The following is a 20372-nucleotide window of genomic DNA, read 5'->3' on the forward strand; positions in this document are numbered from 1 at the left end:
GCCAATCGCGCCTGCATTTGCCGCAGCGTCGGGCATAAACACGCGTTTGCCAGTAAACTCTCGACCCTTTCGCCGCGGTCATTTTCTGTGCGGCCAGCCTTTTTCATGCGGAGCTTGCCTTGCGTCTGTTTCACACCTCCGACTGGCACCTGGGCCAGAACCTCCACGGCCAGGAACGCGACTTCGAACATGCCTGCTTTCTGGAGTGGCTGCTGCGCCAGCTCAAGCACGAGCAACCGGACGTCCTGCTGATCGCCGGCGATATCTTCGATACCGTCAACCCGCCGGTCAAAGCCCAGGAACGCCTCTACGACTTCATCGTCAGCGCCCACGAGCAACAGCCGGCCCTGACCATCGTGATGATCGCTGGCAACCACGATTCCGGTTCGCGTATCGAACTGCCCGCCCCCTTGATGCGCCGCCTGCGCACCCACGCCCTGGGCCGGGTGCTGTGGCTGGATGACGGCCAACTGGATGCCGAACGCCTGCTGCTGCCCTTGCCCGACGCCAGCGGAGCGATTGCCGGCTGGTGCCTGGCCTTGCCCTTTCTGCGCCCGGCGGAAGTCACCGGCCCGCACCTGGGAGACGACTACCTCAAGGGCATCGCCCAGGTCCATGAATGGCTGATCGCCGCGGCCAATGCCAAGCGCCAGCCGGGGCAGGCCCTGATCGCCGTGAGCCATGCGCACATGGCCGGTGGCTCGGTGTCCGAAGATTCCGAGCGCAGCCTGATCATCGGCAATGCCGAGGCCCTGCCCGCCAGCCTGTTCGGTGCGGACGTCAGCTACGTGGCCCTGGGGCACCTGCACAAGCCGCAGAAGGTCAATGGCGAGGAGCGCATCCGCTACAGCGGCTCGCCGATTCCCCTGTCGTTTTCCGAGATCGGCTACCAGCACCAGATCCTCGACGTGCGCCTGGACGGCGAGACCCTGGTCAGCGTCGAACCGCGGCTGATTCCCCGGGCGGTCAACCTGCAACGCCTGGGCCCGGCCCCCCTGGGGGACATCCTGGCCCAGCTCGGCGAGCTGCCGGACATCGACCTGCTGGCCGAAGAACAGCGCCAGCCCTGGCTGGAAGTGCGGGTGCGCCTGGACGAGCCGCAACCGGACCTGCGCCAGCAAGTGGAAAGCGCCCTGCAAGGCAAGGCCGTGCGCCTGGTACGGATTGCCGCCGAATACGCCGGCAATGGCGGTCGCGACGGTGAAGACAGTGGCGCCGAGCTGATCGAACTGGATCAGCTGAGCCCCGAAGAACTGTTCCGCCGGGCCTGGCGCGATGCCTACGCCAACGAGGTGGACGAAGCCACCCTCAAGGATTTCGCCCTGCTGTTGCAGGACATTCAGCAAGAAGGTGAACAGCCATGAAGATCCTGGCCATCCGCCTGAAGAACCTGGCCTCCCTGGCCGGCCCGTTCGAGATCGATTTCACCGCCGAGCCCCTGGCCAGCGCCGGGCTGTTCGCCATTACCGGGCCCACCGGCGCCGGCAAGAGCACCCTGCTGGACGCCCTGTGCCTGGCGTTGTTCGGCGCGGTGCCACGGCTGAACAATATCGGCCGCGAGACCAAGGTCCCGGAAGTCGACAGCGAGATTCTCACCAGCGACCCGCGCACCCTGCTGCGCCGGGGCACCGGCAGCGGTTATGCCGAGGTGGACTTTGTCGGCATCGACGGACGCCGCTACCGCGCCCGCTGGGAAGCCAACCGCGCCCGCGACAAGGCCAACGGCAAGCTGCAAGCCAGCCGGCAGAACCTCACCGACCTGGACAGCGAACAACTGCTGAGCAACCAGAGCAAGAACGAATACAAGCAGCTGATCGAAGCCCGGCTGGGGCTGAATTTCGAGCAGTTCACCCGGGCCGTGATGCTGGCCCAAAGCGAGTTCAGCGCCTTCCTCAAGGCCGACGACAAAGAGCGCAGCGAGCTCCTGGAAAAGCTCACCAACACCGCGATCTACAGCCAGCTGGGGCGCCGCGCCTACAGCAAGAGCAAGGAAGCCGAAGAGGTCCACAAGGCGCTCGAGGCCCAGGCCAGCGGTATCGTGCCCCTGGAGCCCGAGGCCCGGGCCGAACTGGATCAACGCTTCAACGACGCCCAGCAACAGCTCAAGACCCAGCAAGCCCAGCTCAAGCAGCTGGAAGCCCAGCACAGCTGGCTCAAGGAATTGCGCCAGTGGCAGGAGGCGCAGCAAGACGCCGCCGAGCAGTTGCAACAGGCTGAGCAGCAAGCCCTGACCCTGGCCCCGGAGCGCCTGCGCCTGCAACGGCTGGAGCAGTTGGCGCCGCAGCGTCACCAGTTCCTGCGCCAGATCGAGCTGCACCAAGCCCTGGAGCCTCTGCGCCAACAGATCGAGCAGCAGGCCGCGCAACAGGTTGAGCTGCAACAACGTCACCAACAGCAGCAACAGCAAGTGCTCGACGCCGGCAGCGCCCTGACCCAGGCCCAGAGCCAGCACAGCGACAGCGTCCCGCTGCTGCGCGAAGCCTTTGCCGAGCAGGGCAACCTGAGTCGTCTTGGCCAGAGCCTGAACGACGCCGGCGAAACCCGTAACCGTGCGCAAAGCGCCAGCGCCGAAGGCCAGCAAAGCATCCAGCAACTGTTGGAGAAGCAGCGTCTGGTGGGTGAGCGCCTGGAGCGGATTGCCGGGCAGTTGGCGCACAGCGCCGCCCTCGCCCCATTGAGCGAAGCCTGGACGCTCTACCGCGAACGCCTGCAGCAACTGATGCTGATCGGTAACCGCCTGAACCAGGGCCAGGCCGAACTGCCGGCCCTGGAACAGCGAGCCGGCGCCGCGGCTCAGCAACTGGCCGAACAACGCAGCCACCTTGAATTGCTCTACAGCGAAGCCGGTGCCGAGCCCCAGGCCGTAGCCGAGCAGATCCAACTGCTGGACGGCCTGCTCAAGGACAACCGCAAGCAACAACGGGCCACCGAAGAGCTGGCACGACTCTGGGCCCAGCAACAGGAACTGGACCAGCGCGGCCAGGCACTGCAAGACAAGCAACAGGCCGTGGCCGTCCAGCGCGAAGCACTGAACAAGGCCGGCCTGCAAGCCAAGGCCGAACTGAGCGTCGCCGAGCAGACCCTGAGCGTCACCCAGGCCTTGCTGGAACGCCAGCGGCTGGCCCGCAGTGCCAGTGTCGAGGAGCTGCGCGGGCAGTTGCAGGACGATCAGCCCTGCCCGGTGTGCGGCAGCGTCGAGCACCCCTATCACCAGCCCGAAGCCCTACTGCAAAGCCTGGGGCGCCATGACGAAAGCGAAGAAGCCAACGCCCGCCAGGCGGTGGACAGCCTCAAGGAACAGCTCAACGAACTGCGGGCCCAGGTCCAGGGCCTGATCGCCCAACAGAAGGAATTCCTCCAGCAACAGGAACAACTGGCCAGCCAGCAACAGGCTCTGGCCCCTAGCCTGCAAGCGCATCCGCAGAGTGCCAGCCTGCTGGACCAGGACCCGGCTCGACGCGATGCCTGGCTACGCCAGCAACTGGAGCAGTTGCAGCAGAGCATCACCCAGGATGAAGGCCGCCTGGATGCCTTGCTGACCCTGCAAAAAGACGCTACACGCCTGCAGCAACAGTTGCAGCAAGCACTCGAAGCCAGCCAGCAGGCTGCCCAGCATCTGCACAAACAGCAGGAGCAATTGGCCGCCGACCAACAGCGTCTCGAAGAAGAACTGGCCAGCTTCAACAACCTGCTGCCAGCCGAGGTGCTCGAAGGCCTGCGCCGCGACCCGGCCAGCACCTTCATGCAGCTGGACCAGCAGGTCCTGCAACGCATCGAACAGCTGCGCGAACGTCAGGACGAAACCGAAGAGCAACAGCAGCGCCAACTGCTGCTGGAGAAGGAACAGGACCGCCAACTGACCCGCCAGCAGCAACTGAGCGACGCTCAGCAGCAGCTCGACGCCCTGAGCCAACAGCAGCAGGCCTGCCAGGACAGGCTGGCCGCCCTGCTGGGATCGCACCCTAGCGCCGAACTCTGGCAGCAGCAGCTCGATCAAGCCGTGGAACAGGCCCGCACCGCCCAGGCCAAGGCCCAGCAGGACCAGCAGGAGCTGCAGCAGCAACTGATCCAACTGAGCGCCGAGCTCAAGGCCCGGCAAGAGCGTCTGCAGACCCTGGAAAGCGAACAGCAGCAACTGCTCGGCAGCATCGAACAATGGCGCGCCCAGCACCCGGAACTGGATGACGCCGGGCTGCAACAGTTGCTGGAACTGGATGACACCGACGTTGCGCAGCTGCGCCAGCGCCTGCAGGCCAACGACAAGGCCATCGAACAAGCCAAGGTCCTGCTCCAGGAGCGCCAGCAACGCCTGGAACAGCACCAGGCCCAGCACAACGGCAACCTGGAGGCCGGACAACTGCTCCAGGCCCTTGAAGCGCTGCAACAACAAGCCCTCGCAAGCGAACAGCAAGTGGCGGAACTGCGGGCGCAACAGGCCGACGACCAGCGCCGCCAGGACGCCAACCAGGCCCTGGGCCAGCGGATCAGCGAGGCCTACAACGAGTGGCAGCGCTGGGCCCGTCTGAATGCCCTGATCGGCTCGGCCACCGGCGACACCTTCCGCAAGATCGCCCAGGCCTACAACCTCGACCTGCTGGTCCACCACGCCAACGCCCAACTGCGCCAACTGGTGCGCCGCTACCGCCTCAAGCGCGGCGGCAGCATGCTCGGCCTGCTGGTGCTGGACACCGAGATGGGCGACGAGCTGCGCTCGGTGCACTCGCTGTCCGGCGGCGAGACCTTCCTGGTGTCCCTGGCCCTGGCCCTGGGGCTGGCGTCCATGGCCTCCAGCACCCTGAAGATCGAATCGCTGTTCATCGACGAAGGCTTCGGCAGCCTCGACCCCGAGTCCCTGCAACTGGCCATGGACGCCCTCGACGGCCTGCAGGCCCAGGGGCGCAAAGTGGCGGTGATTTCCCACGTGCAGGAGATGCACGAACGGATTCCGGTGCAGATCAAGGTCAGCCGCCAGGGCAATGGCCTGAGCACCCTGGAGGTGAAATGAGCAACCTGCCAACGCCCGGGGCGACCCTCTACTCCTTCCGCCGCTGCCCCTACGCCATGCGCGCGCGGCTGGCGTTGCGCTATGCCGGGGTGCAATTGCGGATTGTCGAGGTCAGCCTCAAGGCCAAGCCGGCCGAGATGCTCGCGCTGTCGGCCAAGGGCACGGTGCCGGTGCTGGCGGTGGAGGATCGGGTAATCGATGAAAGCCTGGAGATCATGCACTGGGCCCTGGACCAGCATGATCCGGACAACTGGCGGCTCATGGGCGCCCCCGAGGCCCAGAGGCAGATGGCGGCCTTGATTGCCGAGAACGATCAAGTGTTCAAGGTGCACCTCAATCGCTACAAGTACGCCGAGCGTTATCCCGAAGCGCCCATGGAGCACTACCGGGCCCAGGGGGAAGTGTTTCTGGCGCAGTTGGATAGCCTGCTGCAAGAGCAACGCTATCTGCTGGCGGAGCATCCGAGCCTGGCGGACATGGCGCTGCTGCCGTTTGTTCGCCAGTTTGCTCATGTAGATCGAGAGTGGTTTGCGCAGACGCCTTATCGCTTCTTGCAGGAGTGGTTGCAGGGGGGGCTCGAATCAGATTTGTTTCTGGCGGTCATGGCCAAACAATAACTTTCATAAGAGGCGCGGATCGGCAGTTTCAAATAGGTTGAGCTGCCGAAACCAACAGGCTTTCAGAATTTTCCTAAAGACTTCATGCACAACTAATAACTAAACTAACCCAACTCATTAAGTTCATACCCAACGCGACAATCACTTTACGCGCCTAGTTACTCCCCTCATGTAAGCAATACAACTTCGATTCACACCATCACGCCCAAAGCGGCCAACCCCCAAGCCAGACTGGCCTCAAAGCCTAATTACTGCGCAAACCAAGCCTCTACCTCGGCAGTAGCCTGCTCGCCCATAAAAAACTTCCATTATTCAGGCCGCTGTAATCATTTCCTATATTGCCAGGTTCATTACATTGAAATCGCCTTTTGCAACAGCCGCATTAATACTGATCTATGGAGTGATTTATTCAGCACAGTCCTGTGCCGACACTACTATCGACTTAAGTTCTTTGGGCGGTGATGGCTCGGTAGCCTATGGCTTATCGGCTGACGGCGACTTCATCGTCGGCACTGCGTTCGCGAACGGCAATCAATATGCGTTCAAATACAGCGATGCCACCGGCATGGTCAATCTGGGCACGCTGGGTGGCGTTCAATCCTATGCCAAGGCCGCATCCGCTGACGGCAAGGTGGTCGTGGGATTCGCCGGCGTCTCCAGTAACAACGCTCACGCCTTCAAGCACACCGACGCAACCGGCATGATCGACCTGGGCACCTTGGGAGGACTTACCTCACAGGCCACGGGCGTATCCGCTGACGGCTCCGTTGTCGTAGGCGATTCGACTACAACCAATGGCGACTATCGTGCGTTCAAACACACCGATGCGATCGGCATGATCGATCTGGGCACCCTGGATGCGGGCAACAGCGGCTACTCCCATGCCACTGCCGTGTCTGCGGACGGCAGCATCGTCGTGGGACACGCTGATATCGATGCCAGCACAGGCACGCAACACGCTTTCAAGCACACCGACGCGACCGGCATGATCGATCTGGGCACCCTGGGAGGCCAAACCTCACAGGCGCTAGGCATCTCGGCTGACGGCAACGTTATCGTGGGAATGGCCAAGACCGCCACAGGCGCTACGCAGGCGTTCAAACACACTGACACCGCCGGCATGGTCGGCCTGGAGTCCTGGGGTGGCGATTCCTTTGCTTATGGCGCCTCCGCCGACGGTGCCGTCATCGTGGGTATAGCCGCGACGGCCACTGGCTATGCCCACGCATTCAGGCACACCGATGCCAGCGGCATGGTCGACCTGGGCACCTTAGGCGGTGAAACGTCAGCGGCGACCGGCGTCTCCGCTGACGGCAATGTTGTCGTGGGCCTCAGCCTGACGGGTGAAGGTGCCATGCACGCCGCGCTGTGGAAAATCACCGACACAGGCTCCCACCTTGTCGACCTGGACAACACTCGCACCGCCATGGCCAAGAACGCCAATCGGGCCTGGGGGATGCTCGATTTGCGCAGCGCGCAACTGGCTCGATTGATGAGCCAGGAATGCCAGATCGACAGTGGCTCGTTCTGTATCGGTGTTGGCCCAAGCTACAGTCGCAACAGCGGGGCCAAGCAGACCACCATGAGTCTGACCTTGGGGGTTCGTCCCACCGAGCATCTGCGCCTGGGCGTCACCCTGGATCAGGACCTCGATCAGCAACTGCCGGACAACTACGCCAAGGCAGGGTCGGCAGCACCGGCGGTCGCCATCTTCGCGGCCGTTGATGAGTCAGGTCACGGGCTGGGTTGGCAGGGCCGTGTGGCCGCAGCCTATGTGTCTTCCAAGGTCGACATCACACGCGAACAACTGGCTTATACCGAAGCCGGCCAAGGGCGTTCGAGCCTGCGCGGCAAGTCCTTCAGCATAGAAGGCGCCTATGGCGTGATGCTCAATGCGATGACCCTGACGCCGTATCTCGGCCTCAGCCAGACGCAGGTCAGCCGCCAGGCTTATCGCGAAAACAGCGGCGCGGTGTTTGCGGCCAGCTACGCGAAAATGGGCCGCACGACGACCAGCCTGAACGTCGGTGTACGGGGCGCCAGGAAGCTCACCCAGCAGCTTGAACTCAGTGCCAACCTGGAACTGACCCAGGACCTGCGCAACAACCGTGACGCCTTTCAAGCCCGGATGGAGTATCTGGGGCGATACACCTACCAGGCCGAAAAACAGCACAACGCTCGCCTGGGCGCAGGCACAGGAGTGAGCTATGCCCTGAACCAACACAGCGCCGTCCATACGGGCGTGTTCTGGGCACAGCAGCCAGGCGGCAAAGATGTGACCGGCATTCAGACCGCCTTCACTTATCAGTTCTGACGGCAGCCTATCCAGCCTGCCCGAGATCGCGTGCGGCCGAGGCCCCTTGTGCACGTTCGCCAATCAGTGACTCGGGCAGGCCCGGGAACCAGGCGCAGATGGCGGCCTTGATTGCCGAGAATGACCAGGTGTTCAAAGCGCACCTCAATCGCTACAAGTACGCCGAGCGCTATCCCGAAGCGCTCATGGCGCATTACCGGAGCCAGGGCAAGGCATTTCTCGCTCGGTTGGATGGCCTGCTGGGGCCGAAGCTTACAAATCATCCATCCAGTCGCCCTTGGGTTTCAGGCTGGCCACAAACTCTTCGATTGCATAATCGTCATTCTCAAATTTCGCCAAAGAAGGGGCTGCCGGATTGCTTGCGGGCGCGGGTTGCTTAGTGTCTGTGCTGGCAGTTTGCGGCATCAGATTGACGCCGAACCTGTTGTCGAGAGGTTTTTTACCGGGTGTCGGTGAGGTGATGGTGATGATGGTTGCCTGGTCCTTGCGACGCAGGGGCATCACCACACTGGTGTCGGCGTTCTGGTAACTGGCCATGGTGGCCAAGGCAATGCCCACGAAAGGTGAGGCAGCGCCGGTATCGCCCAGCCGTTGAGTCAGGTCGTAGCTTTCACGGGAGTCCAGCAGATCCAGGGTGCTATGGGCAATGGTGAGCGCAGGCATCAGTTCGGCCAGTGGCACGCTGTTCAAACCACCGTCGTAGAACAACCGGGCCGGTGCTGGGGCAATCCCGTCGATGGCTTTTTTCCAGCCTGCGGCCAGTTGCGCACTCAGGGCTTCACGCTTGAGGCGTTCGCCGGTGTCAGGGCGCTGCAGGGAAACGGTGACCGGGCGATGGATCTGGGCCAGCACCGGTAAAGCGTCCCATTGCTCAAGAGCACGTTCGGTCCAGGGCTGAGGGATGAACTCTGAAGGTTGGAACTCCACGGCAGGTTTACGCCAACCCCAGCCGGTGAACTCGGGATCGATCCTGTTCTTGTTGACCTTGGTGAAGGATGCGTAGTAACGCAGCCATTCGACGCGTTCGGGACGGCCGATGACCAGGGCGACCATTGAGTCGGTGAGCTCTCCTGGTTGTCGAGGGCCGGTTCCAAGTCCTATTGGCTTATTGCCTTTCGTTGTCAATGACAACGCCATGTTGAAGCCTTCAACGCTGTAAACCAGTACAGCCGGGAGATCCGGATGACGCTCAAATAGCTGGAATAGGTTTTCTAGCAATCCTTCGGGAGTGTCATTACAGACAATGCCATCCTGCACATTACGAATCCGGTGCCAATGCAAACCCGCTTCTGTACGGTAACTATTCACCATGCTGGTGAGCATTTCACGAGTCTCACTTGGAGTGAAACGCAGGTTCGGTATTTCAGGCTTCCAACCACCGACCACTGTAATAGTAGGGATTGGCCATTTCTCTAAAAAACTTCGCAGTCCCATTTCTAGGGCATCCGCCTTACGTTTTTCCCAGGCCATGTCCTTATCATCGGCAGTTACCGGATACTTCTTCGGGTCCATGGGCAAGATACTGCCGACATGCAGTGACTCCGCTTGCTTCGCACTCTGCTCTTGCAAAGCCTGCCAGGTCTGCCCCTGCCGAAATACATCCAGGCTTATGCCAATGCTGAGCACATCCAGAGTTTCCAATCGATACGAAGTAGTGGGTGCACGATAGCGAGTTTCAGCGGTCATGTTGGAAGCCTTCTTGGCCAAGGTATAAGCAGTCACGGGCGTGGCCGAACTGGCAAAGCAGCGAATGGATGTCAGTGAGGTTTCGGCGGCCTGAATCAGTGGGCTGATCAGTAGCAAGCCGGAGAAAGACCAATACGTAAGTATGCGGTGCATCAGACGGGCCCTCCCAAACGGACAGGATTGCCCGCTCTGCGTCCCGCCAGAGACTGAGTAGCTACCAGAGAAGGCATTTTGTCCTTTACGGCATCCGGCAATTCGCCACACGTTCGATACGTCACTGTGGAGTTGATTAAGTTGCGATTACCAGATGTTTCCTCCCGATAGAGTTCCTGCACAGCCTCATCTGGAACGTCAAGTTCAGCATCAGCTTGACCTCGTCCTCCACTGTCTTTCGCTTTCCAATCCAACCGCCAATCCGCCACCCGACACAAATACGCATAAAACGTCACATCATCCACGCTCTCTCCCGCCCCAATCGCCACGTCATAAGCCAGCACTCGCCGGCTATGGTCAGGGTTGTTGGGAATCGCCGAGTGAAACGACAGGGCCTCTTCATGCTCGCCGTTTTTGCCTCCCCCTTGCAGGCGCATACGAGCCTCGTAGGGGGTTTCTGAACGGGTCACCAGCACCTTGCCGTTGTCTGTCGCTCGGGCGACAAACACGTGGGTCTGTTCTGCCGTGTCCTTGCCTTCATTGAGCGCCTCTTTGACGCTGGCAATATCGCGTCCGTACTTGAAGGCGACGGCCTCATCGATCGAATCCAGCTTGGCGTATTGCCTGCTTTCGGAGGTCCAGGCGCCGTTACTGATCGCGATGGACGCATCGATGGGCGCCAGTGTGTCCTTGACCTGATAGACACCGCTGTTTGAGTCCGCTCCCGGCATGACCACCGTGCCATCGGCGTCAAAGTTGGTTTCAACAGGCACCGGCAACAACGGCGCGGTCAGCATCACCGACTTTCCTTGTTCAAGGGAGGCGCGGGCCACGGACATCCGCTGCAGGCAAGGCAGACCGGTGTCTTCCCAGGTGTCCTCACCCTTCAACAGCAATGGATAGACATAGGGTGGCGTGTGCAGGCCAATCAGCTCTTTTTTCTCGCCGCGTTTGCGCAGGGTAAAGATCCGTTGGTGAAAGCTCAGTGGCAAGGTACTGCGTACCGGCTTGCCATACAGGTGTTCGTCAACGCCCTGCCAGCCGATCCCCTGCACGTTGGCAAGGCCGACGGTCTGGTCCTGAGGGGTGAAGTACAGAAAGATACTGCCGCGGTTATCGCGCTCGTTGAACGAAATCTTTTTACCATCGATGGTGGTTTGCGACGCAGGCCCGCCGCTCCAGCCCGACCCGCCAATGGCGCCATCACCCTGGCAGTTTTTCAGGGCGACGCTCGACAATGCCGGGTACGGATTGGGCGCTCCGGCGATGTATTTGAGGATCCCCTCCAGGGTCGCAATGCGCGCTTCTGAGGTTTGCTGGCTGCCGTAACCCTGAAACTTCTCCGTGGTGGGCTCACGCAGGCTATAGGGGGAGTTGATCATCACCACGCCGTCGGCCGGGCGTACCTGAACCTCGTCATCCTTGAGAAAGGCATGGGCCAGCAGATTGATCAGCGTGCCCTGGCTGTGACCCACCACGTTCACCGTGTCGTTCGGGTAGCGTTTGCGGATGATCCTGATCAACATCGCCAGACGCATGGCGGCCAGCACCATGTAGCGCCGGCCAGGTGCGGAAAACAACGGGTGGGTCAGCTCACCGGCAAAGAAGTCCAGGGAAATGAACCCAAACAGCTTGCCGTTGAAACCCTTGCCCCACATATCGGGAAGGTTGGTGGTGGCATTGACGAAATGGCCCCCCTCCAGGGTGCCGGCCTTGTCCAGACGGTTGTTGTTGCGGTCCAGCCATTCACCGTGGGGCTCGGTCTTGTTGATTGCCCCCTCTTCTTCGCGAAACCCCCAATAGAACGGAATCACCACGCTTCGCGTATCCGCGGCACTGAACTTGCGCCGGTAACCGCATCCGGGTTGGTCGCCTTGCCATCATCGTCCTCAGGCAGGCTGTAGCTGGCCGGCCGGAGAAAACCTGGGCTGCTCACCCCGTTGGGCAGCACCGAGGGCATGTCCAGGCGTTCATTCAGCCCCGCACACAAGCCGCGCTCGATGCGCTCGTAGCAACCGGCCAGGTCGTTGACCCCATGCACGACGATGGTCACGCAGGGCTTGGGCGGGGTCGCGATCAGGTGCACGTCACCACCGCCCGGCATGGTGATTGCCTGGCCTGTGCAAATGGTCCTCATCCGAACGGCGTCATTCATTGTGCATTTGCTCCTTGATGGCCTGAAAGACAACCTTTCACGTCGTCCAGCCGGATCACGTCCAATCCTTTCAGGGACGAGGCTGCGCAGCAGGGCTGAATGGTTTGGCCTGACGACACGGGTGCCAGACCTGACCCTCTACTGATGCTGCGCAAAAAAACCGGCGCCAGACCATAACAAAAGAGCCAGCGAGTAAATCTAGGAAGTATCTCAAAGCGTTCTGAGCGCAGTGCGGCCCACTGTCACAGGTACCGTTTGTTCGCCAGTTTGCTCATGTAGATCGAGAGTGGTTTGCGCAGACGCCTTATCGCGCCTTGCAGGAGTGGTTGCAGGCGTTTCTTGAGTCGGAGTTGTTTGTAGGGGTCATGACCAAGACTTTGGCGTGAGTTTTATTGTGGGGTTGGGGGGGACATATCCATTGCTGCGGGGGTGGCGGCTGGCGGTTCCGCTCTTACAGCGGGGTTGGGGTACATATCCGGTGCTGCGGGTGTGGCCACTTATGGTTCCGCTCTTACAGCGGCTCACTTTTGAAAATCCGGAATGCCGGCCCAGACAAAAGTAAGCAAAACGCTCTGCCCCTCCACTCGGTGCCTCGCTTAGGCTCGGCATGCCCTCACTCCGGCATTGATCCGTGGGCCGCCGCCACCGGCCATCCATGGCCGGGTGGCGGCTAACCCGGCGTCCTGCCGGGTTACCCACGGCTCAATGCCTGCGTTCGGCCATCGTGGTTAACGGGGCGCTCAGATCAAGATCAAAATCAAGAGCGCGACGGCGGCCTGCCGGCCGGCCTGAAGCTGGAGCGGTGTGTAGGGCCCCCCATGTAGGAGCTGGCTTGCCAGCGAAGGCGTCGGCCCAGGCGCTGCATGTCTCACAGGCCTCTTCGCCGGCAAGCCGGCTCCTACGGATGGCGCGTAACACGCGCTTGGCTTTTGCTTTTGATTTTGATCTTCAGGCCCCTTCCCAGCCGGCCGAGCGTAGGCGTTGCGTAGGGGGCAGCTCGGCAGGGATGCCGAGCTAGCCGCCACCCGGCCATGGATGGCCGGTTGGCGGCGGCCCCCGGAGCAATGCCGAAGCGAGGGAACCCCGAGCCCCAGCGAGGGGCCCATGGAGGGGCAAGCGTTTTTGCTTACTTTTTTGGCGTTTGAAAAAAGTGAGTCGCCGTAAGGGCGAAACCATAAGTGGCCACACCCGCAGCACCGGATATGTACCCCAACCCCGCTGTAAGAGCGAAACCGCCAGCGGCCACACCCGCAGCACCGGATATGTACCCCACCCCCAAGCCATCAAGACGAACCCGCCAGCCGCCACACCCGCAGCAACCACTATGCCCCCCGATCCAAATCCCCCCACATGCTAATGTTCCCCCTCTGCCCAGAAGCTGCGAGCCCCCATGTCTTTCGTGATCCGAACCCACCCCCGCTTGACCATCGGCGTACTGATCGGCTGTGCCATCGGCCTCCTCGCCCCCGCGCAAACCCTGACCGGCAAGATCCTCATCGGCTGGAACGCCGCGGTCTGGACCTACCTGGCGCTGATGTTCTGGCTGACCGTGCGGGCCCAGGCCGAGGACGTGAAACGCATCGCCGAAGTCGAGGACGAAAACGCCGGGCTGGTGCTGTTGATCGTCTGCGTCGCCGCCATCGCCAGTCTGGTGACCATTACCCTGGAACTGGTGGGCAGCAAGGATCTGGATACCACTCAGCGCCTGCTGCATTACGGCTTCACCGGGCTCACGGTGATCGGTTCCTGGTTGCTGGTGGGGGTGATCTTCAGCGTGCATTACGCCCGCCTTTACTACACCTGGAACGGTAAGGAGCCGGCCCTGCGCTTCGCCGAGGAACTGACTACGCCGAACTATTGGGACTTCCTCTACTTCTCCTTCACCATCGGCGTGGCGGTACAGACTTCGGACGTCGGCGTGGCCACCCGCGAGCTGCGCAAGATCGTCCTCGCCCAATCGTTGATCGGCTTTGTGTTCAACACCGCGATCCTCGGCTTTTCCATCAATATCGCCGCCGGGCTGTTCAGCTGAAGCTGCACAAAACTTCTAGACCCAAGCCCTGGCACAGGCGCTAACTGCCAGGGTTGAACCTCGCTTTTCAGGTAGCCCATGACCGCCGACAACTGGATCGATCTGGCCCAGGACGCCGACACCGGCATCGAGACCCTGCGCGCCCATTTCACTGGCCACGCCTATGACCCTCACTGGCATGACAGCTATCTGGTGGGCGTCACCGAGCAAGGGGTGCAGCAGTTCAATTGCCGTCGGGCCCGGCACCAGAGCACACCGGGCAAGGTGTTCCTGCTGGAGCCCGGGGAAATTCACGATGGCGAGGCGCCCACCGCGGGCGGTTTCACCTATCGCATGCTGTACCTGGACCCACAGTGGCTGGAGCGGGAACTGGGGGCGCTGTTTGCCGAGGCGCCGGCCAATACCCAGCTGGGCTTCGGTACGACCCTGGCCAGTGACCCGCGCCTGGCCCAGGCCACCAGCGCCGCCTTTCACAGCCTGCATCACGGTGAACTGCGGATTGTCCGCCAGAGCGCCCTGGACCAGTTGCTCGAACAATTGACCGGGCATCTGCATTGGCGCCAGCGCTATGGCCAGGACCCGCGCCTGCCGCTGGTGGCGCAACGGGCCCGGGACTACTTGCATGCCCAGCTGTGCCAGGACTTGAGCCTGGACGCTCTGAGCCGGGCCTGTGGAGTTGACCGTTTTCGCTTGAGCCGCGCCTTCAAGGCGGCTTTCGGCTTGCCGCCCCACGCCTATCTGGTGCAACTGCGCCTGAGCCGGGCCCGGCGCCTGCTGGCTGGCGGCGCAGCCCCGGCGGACGTGGCCACGGCCCTGGGTTTTGCCGACCAGAGTCATCTGGGGCGCTGGTTCATGCGTGCCTATGGCCTGAGTCCGGCGCTGTACCGCAAGCGCTGCACAAAGCTTCCAGACGCTTGACGGGCCGACGGCGAAGATCACCTTCTCGATCTTCTCTGGAGTTGCCGGCCATACCCCCTTCCATCTCGACCCTGCTGCCGTTCGTGCTGTTCGCCTTTGTCGCCTCCATCACCCCGGGGCCCACCAATATCCTGGTGTTGAGCAACAGCGCCCGCTATGGCCTGCGGGCCGCGCCGCCGATCATCCTCGGTGCCACCTTGGCCGCGGCGGGTATCGTGCTCCTGGTCGGCAGTGGTTTGGGTGACTGGCTGGGGCGCCTGCCCGAAGTCCGGCAGAGCATGCAGTGGGCCGGTCTGTTGTGGCTGAGCTGCCTGGCCTGGCAGATCTGGCGGGCACCGGCTACGAACCTGGACGCCAATGGCCACGGCCGGCGCCTGGGGCTGCTGGGGGCCGCGGCCTTGCAACTGGTGAACCCCAAGACCTGGATGATGGCCCTGGCGGTGGTCAGTGTGTTCGCCGGCAATGGCGCCGAGCGCCAGGCCCGGGTGCTGTGCCTGTCCCTGGTGTTCTTCTTCGTCGCCCTGCCCTGCCTCGGCACCTGGGCCCTGCTGGGTGCCGGCTCTGCCCGCTGGTTGGGGTCGCCCAGGGCGCTGCAACGCTTCAACCGCGCCATGGCCCTGCTGTTGCTGATCGCTACCTGGATGAGCCTGTGGGCGTGAGCGCGCCCAGGCAGTCGTCACCGTGCAAAAGCCGGTCGCCACAGAGCGTTTCCCGGACCGTTGGCGCCACGTAAGGTGGCCAGCAGCAGCGACTTGGACTGTTTCCAGGCGCTGTACCTGCCCGGGCCCGAACAAAGGTCGCCCTACGCCCGGCCGCTGCTGGCAGAGGACCTCAGTAACCTACCGGCGGCCTTTATCGCCCTGGCACAGTTCGACCCTTTGCGCGATGACGGCCAGTGCTATCACCAGCGCCTGTTGCACGCCGGCGTCACCAGCCAGCTGTACCCGGGCCTGGGCCTGGTGCACGGCTGCTTGCGGGCCAGAGGGCTGGCGGCGGAAGTCGATGAGCTGTATGACGCCCTGCTGCAGGCCCTGCGCCCATGCCTTGAGCAACCCTGAGCCCCTACCGTTGGTCAGCCACCTTCAGCGCTGATGCAGATTTATCGATGTTTCGCCCTTGACGACAGAATGGGTTTTGCGGTTTCCTGAAACCGGTTTCAGCGCCGCACTCGGAAGGACTGCAAACCGATAATTCCAAGAATAAGGTCGTCGCCCGTGAATCAGTTTTCCGCCGCCCAGCGCAGCCGCGTCACCATGCTCGATGTCGCCCGTCATGCCGGGGTCTCCAAGGCCAGCGTGTCGCGCTTTATCGGCGAAGACCGGGCCCTGCTCTCCGATGCCATTGCCTTGCGCATCGAGCAGGCCATCAGCGCGCTGGGCTACCGCCCGAACCAGATGGCCCGCGGCCTGAAACGCGGGCGCACCCGCCTGATCGGCATGCTGGTGGCCGATATCCGCAACCCCTACTCGATTGCCGTGATGCACGGCGTGGAAACCGCCTGCCGCCAGCACGGCTACAGCCTGGTGGTGTGCAACACCGACCGTGACGATCAGCAGGAAGCCCAGCACCTGGCCAACCTGCGGGCCTACAACATCGAAGGCCTGATCGTGAACACCCTGGGTCATCACCTGGAGCAGTTGCTGGAGTTGCAGCAGGAAATGCCCATGGTCCTGGTGGACCGCAAGCTTGAATCACTGCACGCCGATCTGGTGGGCCTGGACAACCCGGCGGCGGTGCACAGCGCCGTCGAGCACCTGGAACAACAGGGTTATCGCGACCTGCTGCTGGTCAGCGAACCCCATGACGGCACCAGCTCACGGCTCGAACGCAGCGCCGCCTTCCAGGACGAGGTCGCCCGGCGCCCGGCCTTGCGCGGCCAGTCACTGGAGACCGGCGAGACCCTGGCCCGCCATCTGAAAGACTTTCTCGACGCTCCCGGCCCCGGCCCCAAGGCGCTGTTCTGCGCCAATGGCGTGGCGGCCCTGGCGGCGACCCGGGTCCTGCGTGAACTCCAATGCCCGTTATTCGACGGCATCGGCCTGATCGCCCTCGACGACCTGGACTGGTACCCCCTGGTGGGCAGCGGCATCAGTGCCCTGGCCCAACCCACCGAGGCCATAGGCACCGCCGCTTTCGAATGCCTGCTCAAGCGCCTACGAGGCGATGCCGGCCCGGCGCGGATACTGGACTTTGCGGCGCAACTGATGATTCGCGGCTCCACCCGAAAACACTCTGTGTAGTCCTGGGAACCCCTGCATTGCAGCGCGTCCCGGGTTTTCTCGAATAAAAATGAAACCGGTTTCAGAGGTCTGAAGCATGCATCAATCTCCCGTCTCCATCAGTCTGTCCAGCTACGGCGCGGATCTGGTCCGCCGGCACGGCCAGGGCCATTTCATTGCCCTGGTGGCCGCCGCCGGCGCTTCGTGCATCGAATGGCGCGAAGAACTGCTGACCCACGAGAAACCCGAGGAGCTGGCCCGCAGCGCCCGGGAACAGGGCCTGGAAAGCGTGTTTTCCTCGCCGCTGGAGCTGTGGCCGGCCGAGCACAGCGAACCCAATCCCGAACTGTCCGCCACCCTGCAGCGGGCCCGGGCGTTCGGCGCCAAGCGGCTCAAAGTGTCCCTCGGCCACTTCACCGAACATCACGACCTGCACAGCCTGGCCAGCCTGCTCTCAGGCCAGCCCCTCGCCCTGCTGGTGGAAAACGACCAGACCGCCCATGGCGGGCGCATCGAGCCCTTCCAGCGTTTTTTCAACGCCGTGCAAGGGTGGAACCTGCCCCTGCGCATGACCTTCGATATCGGCAACTGGGAGTGGCAAGAGCAGTCGGCGCTGACGGCCGCGCACTTGTTGGGCCGGCATGTGGACTACGTGCACTGCAAGGCAGTGCGCCTGCGGGTCGACGGCAAGCGTGTAGCCCTACCGCCCGGCGCCCCACAGTTGCAGCAGTGGGAACAACTGCTGCGGCACATGACTCAAGGTATTACCCGGGCAGTGGAATACCCCCTGCAAGGCGACGACCTGCTGCAAGTAACCACCGAGCAGGTCGACCTGCTGGCCCGCCTCGGCCAGTCGCGACTGGAGCCAGCCGATGTCTGAGATCGATATTCTGTCCTTCGGGGAAACCATGGCCATGTTCGTCGCCGAGCACAGCGGCGACCTGGCCCGGGTCGAGCACTTTCACAAGCGCATTGCCGGTGCCGACAGCAACGTGGCCATCGGCCTGTCGCGCCTGGGTTTCAAGGTGGCCTGGCTGAGCCGGGTCGGCAACGACTCCCTCGGGCGTTTCGTGCTCGACACCTTGCAGGCCGAAGGCCTGGACTGCCGCTTCGTGCGCCGCGACCCGCTGCACCCCACGGGCTTTCAGCTCAAGTCCCGCGAGGAAACCGGCGACGATCCACGGGTCGAGTACTTCCGCCGTGGCTCGGCCGCCAGCCACCTGAGCCTCGACGATCTGGCTCCGGCCCTGCTCCAGGCCCGCCATCTGCATGCCACCGGCATTCCCCCGGCGCTGTCGGAGTCGGCCCGGGAGCTGTCCGGCCACCTGATGCAGACCCAGCGCGCCAGCGGCCGCAGCGTGTCTTTCGACCCCAATCTGCGTCCCGGCCTGTGGGCCAGCGAGGCTCTGATGATTCGCGAGATCAACCGCCTGGCGGCCCTGGCCCACTGGGTGCTGCCGGGCTTGAGCGAGGGGCGCCTGCTCACCGGGCGGGACGACCCGGCGGACATCGCCGCCTTCTACCTGGACCAGGGCGCCGAAGCGGTGGTGATCAAGCTCGGTGCCCATGGCGCCTACTACCGCACCCATCTGGATGCCGGCTTCGTCGACGGCGTACCGGTGGCCCAGGTGGTGGACACCGTAGGTGCCGGCGATGCCTTCGCCGTGGGCCTGATCAGTGCCCTGCTGGAAAGCCGCAGCGTGATCGAGGCGGTACAGCGGGCCAACTGGGTCGGCAGCCGCGCCGTACAAAGCCGTGGCGACATGGAAGGCCTGCCCTTGCGCCACGAACTGCCGGAGCACACGCCCGCCCTGAAAACCGCCAGCGCCCTGTAGGAGCTGGCTTGCCAGCGAAGTTGCCCGCCAGGGCGATACAAGGCTAAAGGGCCTCTTCGCCGGCAAGCCGGCTGCTACGGAAAACGAAAACCAAGAACCACCTGTTGCGACAAAAACAACAAGCTCAGGAGAACTTTCATGGACACGCTCAAACTCGCCGCCCGCCGCTGGTGGTACATCATGCCCATCGTCTTCATCACCTACAGCCTGGCCTACCTGGACCGCGCCAACTACGGCTTCGCCGCCGCCTCCGGGATGGCCAATGACTTGCAGATCACCCCGGGGCTGTCATCGCTGCTGGGGGCGCTGTTCTTCCTCGGCTACTTCTTCTTCCAGGTGCCGGGGGCGATCTACGCGCAAAAACGCAGCGTGAAGAAACTGATCTTCGTCAGCCTGATTCTCTGGGGCGGGCTGGCCACCCTCACCGGCATCGTGTCCAACGCCTACATGCTGATCGCCATCCGCTTCATGCTCGGGGTGGTGGAAGCCGCGGTGATGCCGGCGATGCTGGTGTACCTGTGCCACTGGTTCACCCGCGCCGAACGCTCCCGGGCCAACACTTTCCTGATCCTCGGCAACCCGGTGACCATGCTCTGGATGTCGGTGGTCTCGGGCTACCTGGTTGAGCATTTCAGCTGGCGCTGGATGTTCATCATCGAAGGCTTGCCGGCGGTGATCTGGGCCTTTATCTGGTGGCGCCTGGCCGATGACCGGCCCAGCCAGGCCCAGTGGCTCAGCGACCAGGAGAAGCAGGACCTGGAAAGCGCCCTGGCCGCCGAACAGCAGGGCATCAAGGCGGTGAAGAACTACGCCGAGGCCTTCCGCTCGCCCAAGGTGATCATTCTCGCGCTGCAGTTCTTCTGCTGGAGCATCGGGGTCTACGGTTTCGTCCTGTGGCTGCCATCGATCCTCAAGCACGGCGCGCAAATGGACATGGTGGAGGCCGGCTGGCTCTCGGCCCTGCCCTATCTGGCGGCAGTGATTGCCATGCTCGTGGTGTCCTGGGGCTCGGACCGCACCCAGAAGCGCAAGCGCTTCGTCTGGCCGCCACTGCTGGTGGCCGCCATCGCCTTCTACGGCTCCTACCTGCTGGGCGCCGAGCACTTCTGGTGGTCCTACAGCCTGCTGGTGATCGCCGGGGCCTGCATGTACGCGCCTTACGGCCCGTTCTTCGCCATCGTCCCGGAAATTCTCCCGGCCAACGTCGCCGGCGGCGCCATGGCCCTGATCAACAGCATGGGCGCCCTGGGCTCGTTCGGCGGCTCCTACCTGGTGGGCTACCTGAACAGCGCCACCGGCTCGCCGGGGATGTCCTACCTGCTGATGAGCGGCGCCCTGCTGCTCTCGGTGCTGCTGACCCTGCTGCTCAACCCCGGTGCCAGTGCCCCCCAGGCCAAGGGCCTGCCCCTGCGTCGCCGTCTGGCCCACCCCTGAATTG

At 63.0% G+C, this 20372-nt stretch carries 12 protein-coding genes and 4 pseudogenes; 14 read left to right on the forward strand and 2 right to left on the reverse strand.

Annotation, left to right across the window (positions count from 1 at the left end; translation table 11 throughout):
- Positions 1 to 119: 119 nt before the first annotated feature.
- The 5 genes and pseudogenes from P7C00_RS17960 to P7C00_RS17980 all read left to right on the forward strand — a co-directional run.
- Complete coding sequence (locus P7C00_RS17960) at positions 120 to 1364, forward strand: exonuclease SbcCD subunit D C-terminal domain-containing protein (protein ID WP_404937002.1); 1245 nt, start codon at positions 120 to 122, stop codon at positions 1362 to 1364.
- Positions 1361 to 5005 carry an AAA family ATPase gene (locus P7C00_RS17965; RefSeq protein WP_404937003.1) on the forward strand — a complete coding sequence of 1215 codons (3645 nt, stop codon included), beginning with the start codon at positions 1361 to 1363 and terminating at the stop codon, positions 5003 to 5005. Before P7C00_RS17960 ends, P7C00_RS17965 begins: the two co-directional genes overlap by 4 nt.
- Positions 5002 to 5622, forward strand: coding sequence for a glutathione S-transferase (locus tag P7C00_RS17970; RefSeq protein ID WP_404937004.1), 621 nt, complete (start codon positions 5002 to 5004; stop codon positions 5620 to 5622). Before P7C00_RS17965 ends, P7C00_RS17970 begins: the two co-directional genes overlap by 4 nt.
- 355 nt (positions 5623 to 5977) lie before the next feature.
- On the forward strand, positions 5978 to 7936 hold the full coding sequence (locus tag P7C00_RS17975; protein WP_404937005.1) for an HAF repeat-containing protein: 1959 nt from the start codon (positions 5978 to 5980) through the stop codon (positions 7934 to 7936).
- A gap of 80 nt (positions 7937 to 8016) precedes the next feature.
- Positions 8017 to 8205 (forward strand): annotated as a pseudogene (locus P7C00_RS17980) (glutathione S-transferase); the annotation flags it as partial.
- Here the strand turns inward: P7C00_RS17980 and P7C00_RS17985 are convergent.
- Both P7C00_RS17985 and P7C00_RS17990 read right to left on the reverse strand, forming a co-directional pair.
- Positions 8189 to 9775, reverse strand: a complete 1587-nt coding sequence (locus P7C00_RS17985; protein WP_404937006.1) for a DUF2875 family protein — start codon at positions 9773 to 9775, stop codon at positions 8189 to 8191. The pseudogene P7C00_RS17980 and the gene P7C00_RS17985 overlap by 17 nt on opposite strands.
- Positions 9775 to 11930: pseudogene (locus P7C00_RS17990) on the reverse strand (DUF3274 domain-containing protein). Before P7C00_RS17990 ends, P7C00_RS17985 begins: the two are co-directional and overlap by 1 nt.
- A gap of 239 nt (positions 11931 to 12169) precedes the next feature.
- Here P7C00_RS17990 and P7C00_RS17995 point away from each other — a divergent pair.
- From P7C00_RS17995 to P7C00_RS18035, 9 genes and pseudogenes are all read left to right on the forward strand, one after another.
- Positions 12170 to 12316, forward strand: a pseudogene (locus P7C00_RS17995) (glutathione S-transferase); the annotation flags it as partial.
- A 1004-nt stretch (positions 12317 to 13320) separates the two neighbouring features.
- A complete protein-coding gene (locus tag P7C00_RS18000) occupies positions 13321 to 13962 on the forward strand; it encodes a DUF1345 domain-containing protein (RefSeq protein ID WP_404937007.1) in 642 nt (213 codons plus the stop codon).
- Between the two features lie 78 nt (positions 13963 to 14040).
- The gene (locus P7C00_RS18005) at positions 14041 to 14880 is read left to right on the forward strand and encodes an AraC family transcriptional regulator (protein ID WP_346635387.1); all 840 of its coding nucleotides are present in this window, start codon (positions 14041 to 14043) and stop codon (positions 14878 to 14880) included.
- A 50-nt stretch (positions 14881 to 14930) separates the two neighbouring features.
- Positions 14931 to 15539: a LysE family translocator gene (locus P7C00_RS18010; protein ID WP_404940032.1), complete on the forward strand. Its 609-nt coding sequence runs from the start codon at positions 14931 to 14933 to the stop codon at positions 15537 to 15539.
- Between the two features lie 81 nt (positions 15540 to 15620).
- Positions 15621 to 15938 (forward strand): annotated as a pseudogene (locus P7C00_RS18015) (alpha/beta hydrolase fold domain-containing protein); the annotation flags it as partial.
- Positions 15939 to 16094: 156 nt separating this feature from the next.
- Positions 16095 to 17120 (forward strand): LacI family DNA-binding transcriptional regulator, encoded by a 1026-nt coding sequence (locus tag P7C00_RS18020; RefSeq protein WP_404937008.1) that lies wholly within the window; start codon positions 16095 to 16097, stop codon positions 17118 to 17120.
- Between the two features lie 76 nt (positions 17121 to 17196).
- Positions 17197 to 17979, forward strand: a complete 783-nt coding sequence (locus P7C00_RS18025; protein ID WP_346635390.1) for an AP endonuclease — start codon at positions 17197 to 17199, stop codon at positions 17977 to 17979.
- Positions 17972 to 18934, forward strand: a complete 963-nt coding sequence (locus P7C00_RS18030; RefSeq protein WP_346635391.1) for a sugar kinase — start codon at positions 17972 to 17974, stop codon at positions 18932 to 18934. The genes P7C00_RS18025 and P7C00_RS18030 overlap by 8 nt, the downstream gene beginning before the upstream one ends.
- A gap of 138 nt (positions 18935 to 19072) precedes the next feature.
- Positions 19073 to 20368, forward strand: coding sequence for an MFS transporter (locus P7C00_RS18035; RefSeq protein ID WP_404937009.1), 1296 nt, complete (start codon positions 19073 to 19075; stop codon positions 20366 to 20368).
- Positions 20369 to 20372 lie beyond the last annotated feature (4 nt).

This window comes from Pseudomonas sp. JDS08PS003 (assembly GCF_045013505.1).
Classification (GTDB): Bacteria; Pseudomonadota; Gammaproteobacteria; order Pseudomonadales; family Pseudomonadaceae; genus Aquipseudomonas; species Aquipseudomonas protegens_B.

Bases quoted from the DNA above. Each gene is read 5' to 3' on its own strand.
- P7C00_RS17965 (WP_404937003.1), top strand. From the start codon at position 1,361: ATGAAGATCCTGGCCATCCGCCTGAAGAACCTGGCCTCCCTGGCCGGC.
- P7C00_RS17970 (WP_404937004.1), top strand. From the start codon at position 5,002: ATGAGCAACCTGCCAACGCCCGGGGCGACCCTCTACTCCTTCCGCCGC.
- P7C00_RS17985 (WP_404937006.1), bottom strand. From the start codon at position 9,775: ATGCACCGCATACTTACGTATTGGTCTTTCTCCGGCTTGCTACTGATC.
- P7C00_RS18000 (WP_404937007.1), top strand. From the start codon at position 13,321: ATGTCTTTCGTGATCCGAACCCACCCCCGCTTGACCATCGGCGTACTG.
- P7C00_RS18005 (WP_346635387.1), top strand. From the start codon at position 14,041: ATGACCGCCGACAACTGGATCGATCTGGCCCAGGACGCCGACACCGGC.
- P7C00_RS18025 (WP_346635390.1), top strand. From the start codon at position 17,197: ATGCATCAATCTCCCGTCTCCATCAGTCTGTCCAGCTACGGCGCGGAT.
- P7C00_RS18030 (WP_346635391.1), top strand. From the start codon at position 17,972: ATGTCTGAGATCGATATTCTGTCCTTCGGGGAAACCATGGCCATGTTC.
- P7C00_RS18035 (WP_404937009.1), top strand. From the start codon at position 19,073: ATGGACACGCTCAAACTCGCCGCCCGCCGCTGGTGGTACATCATGCCC.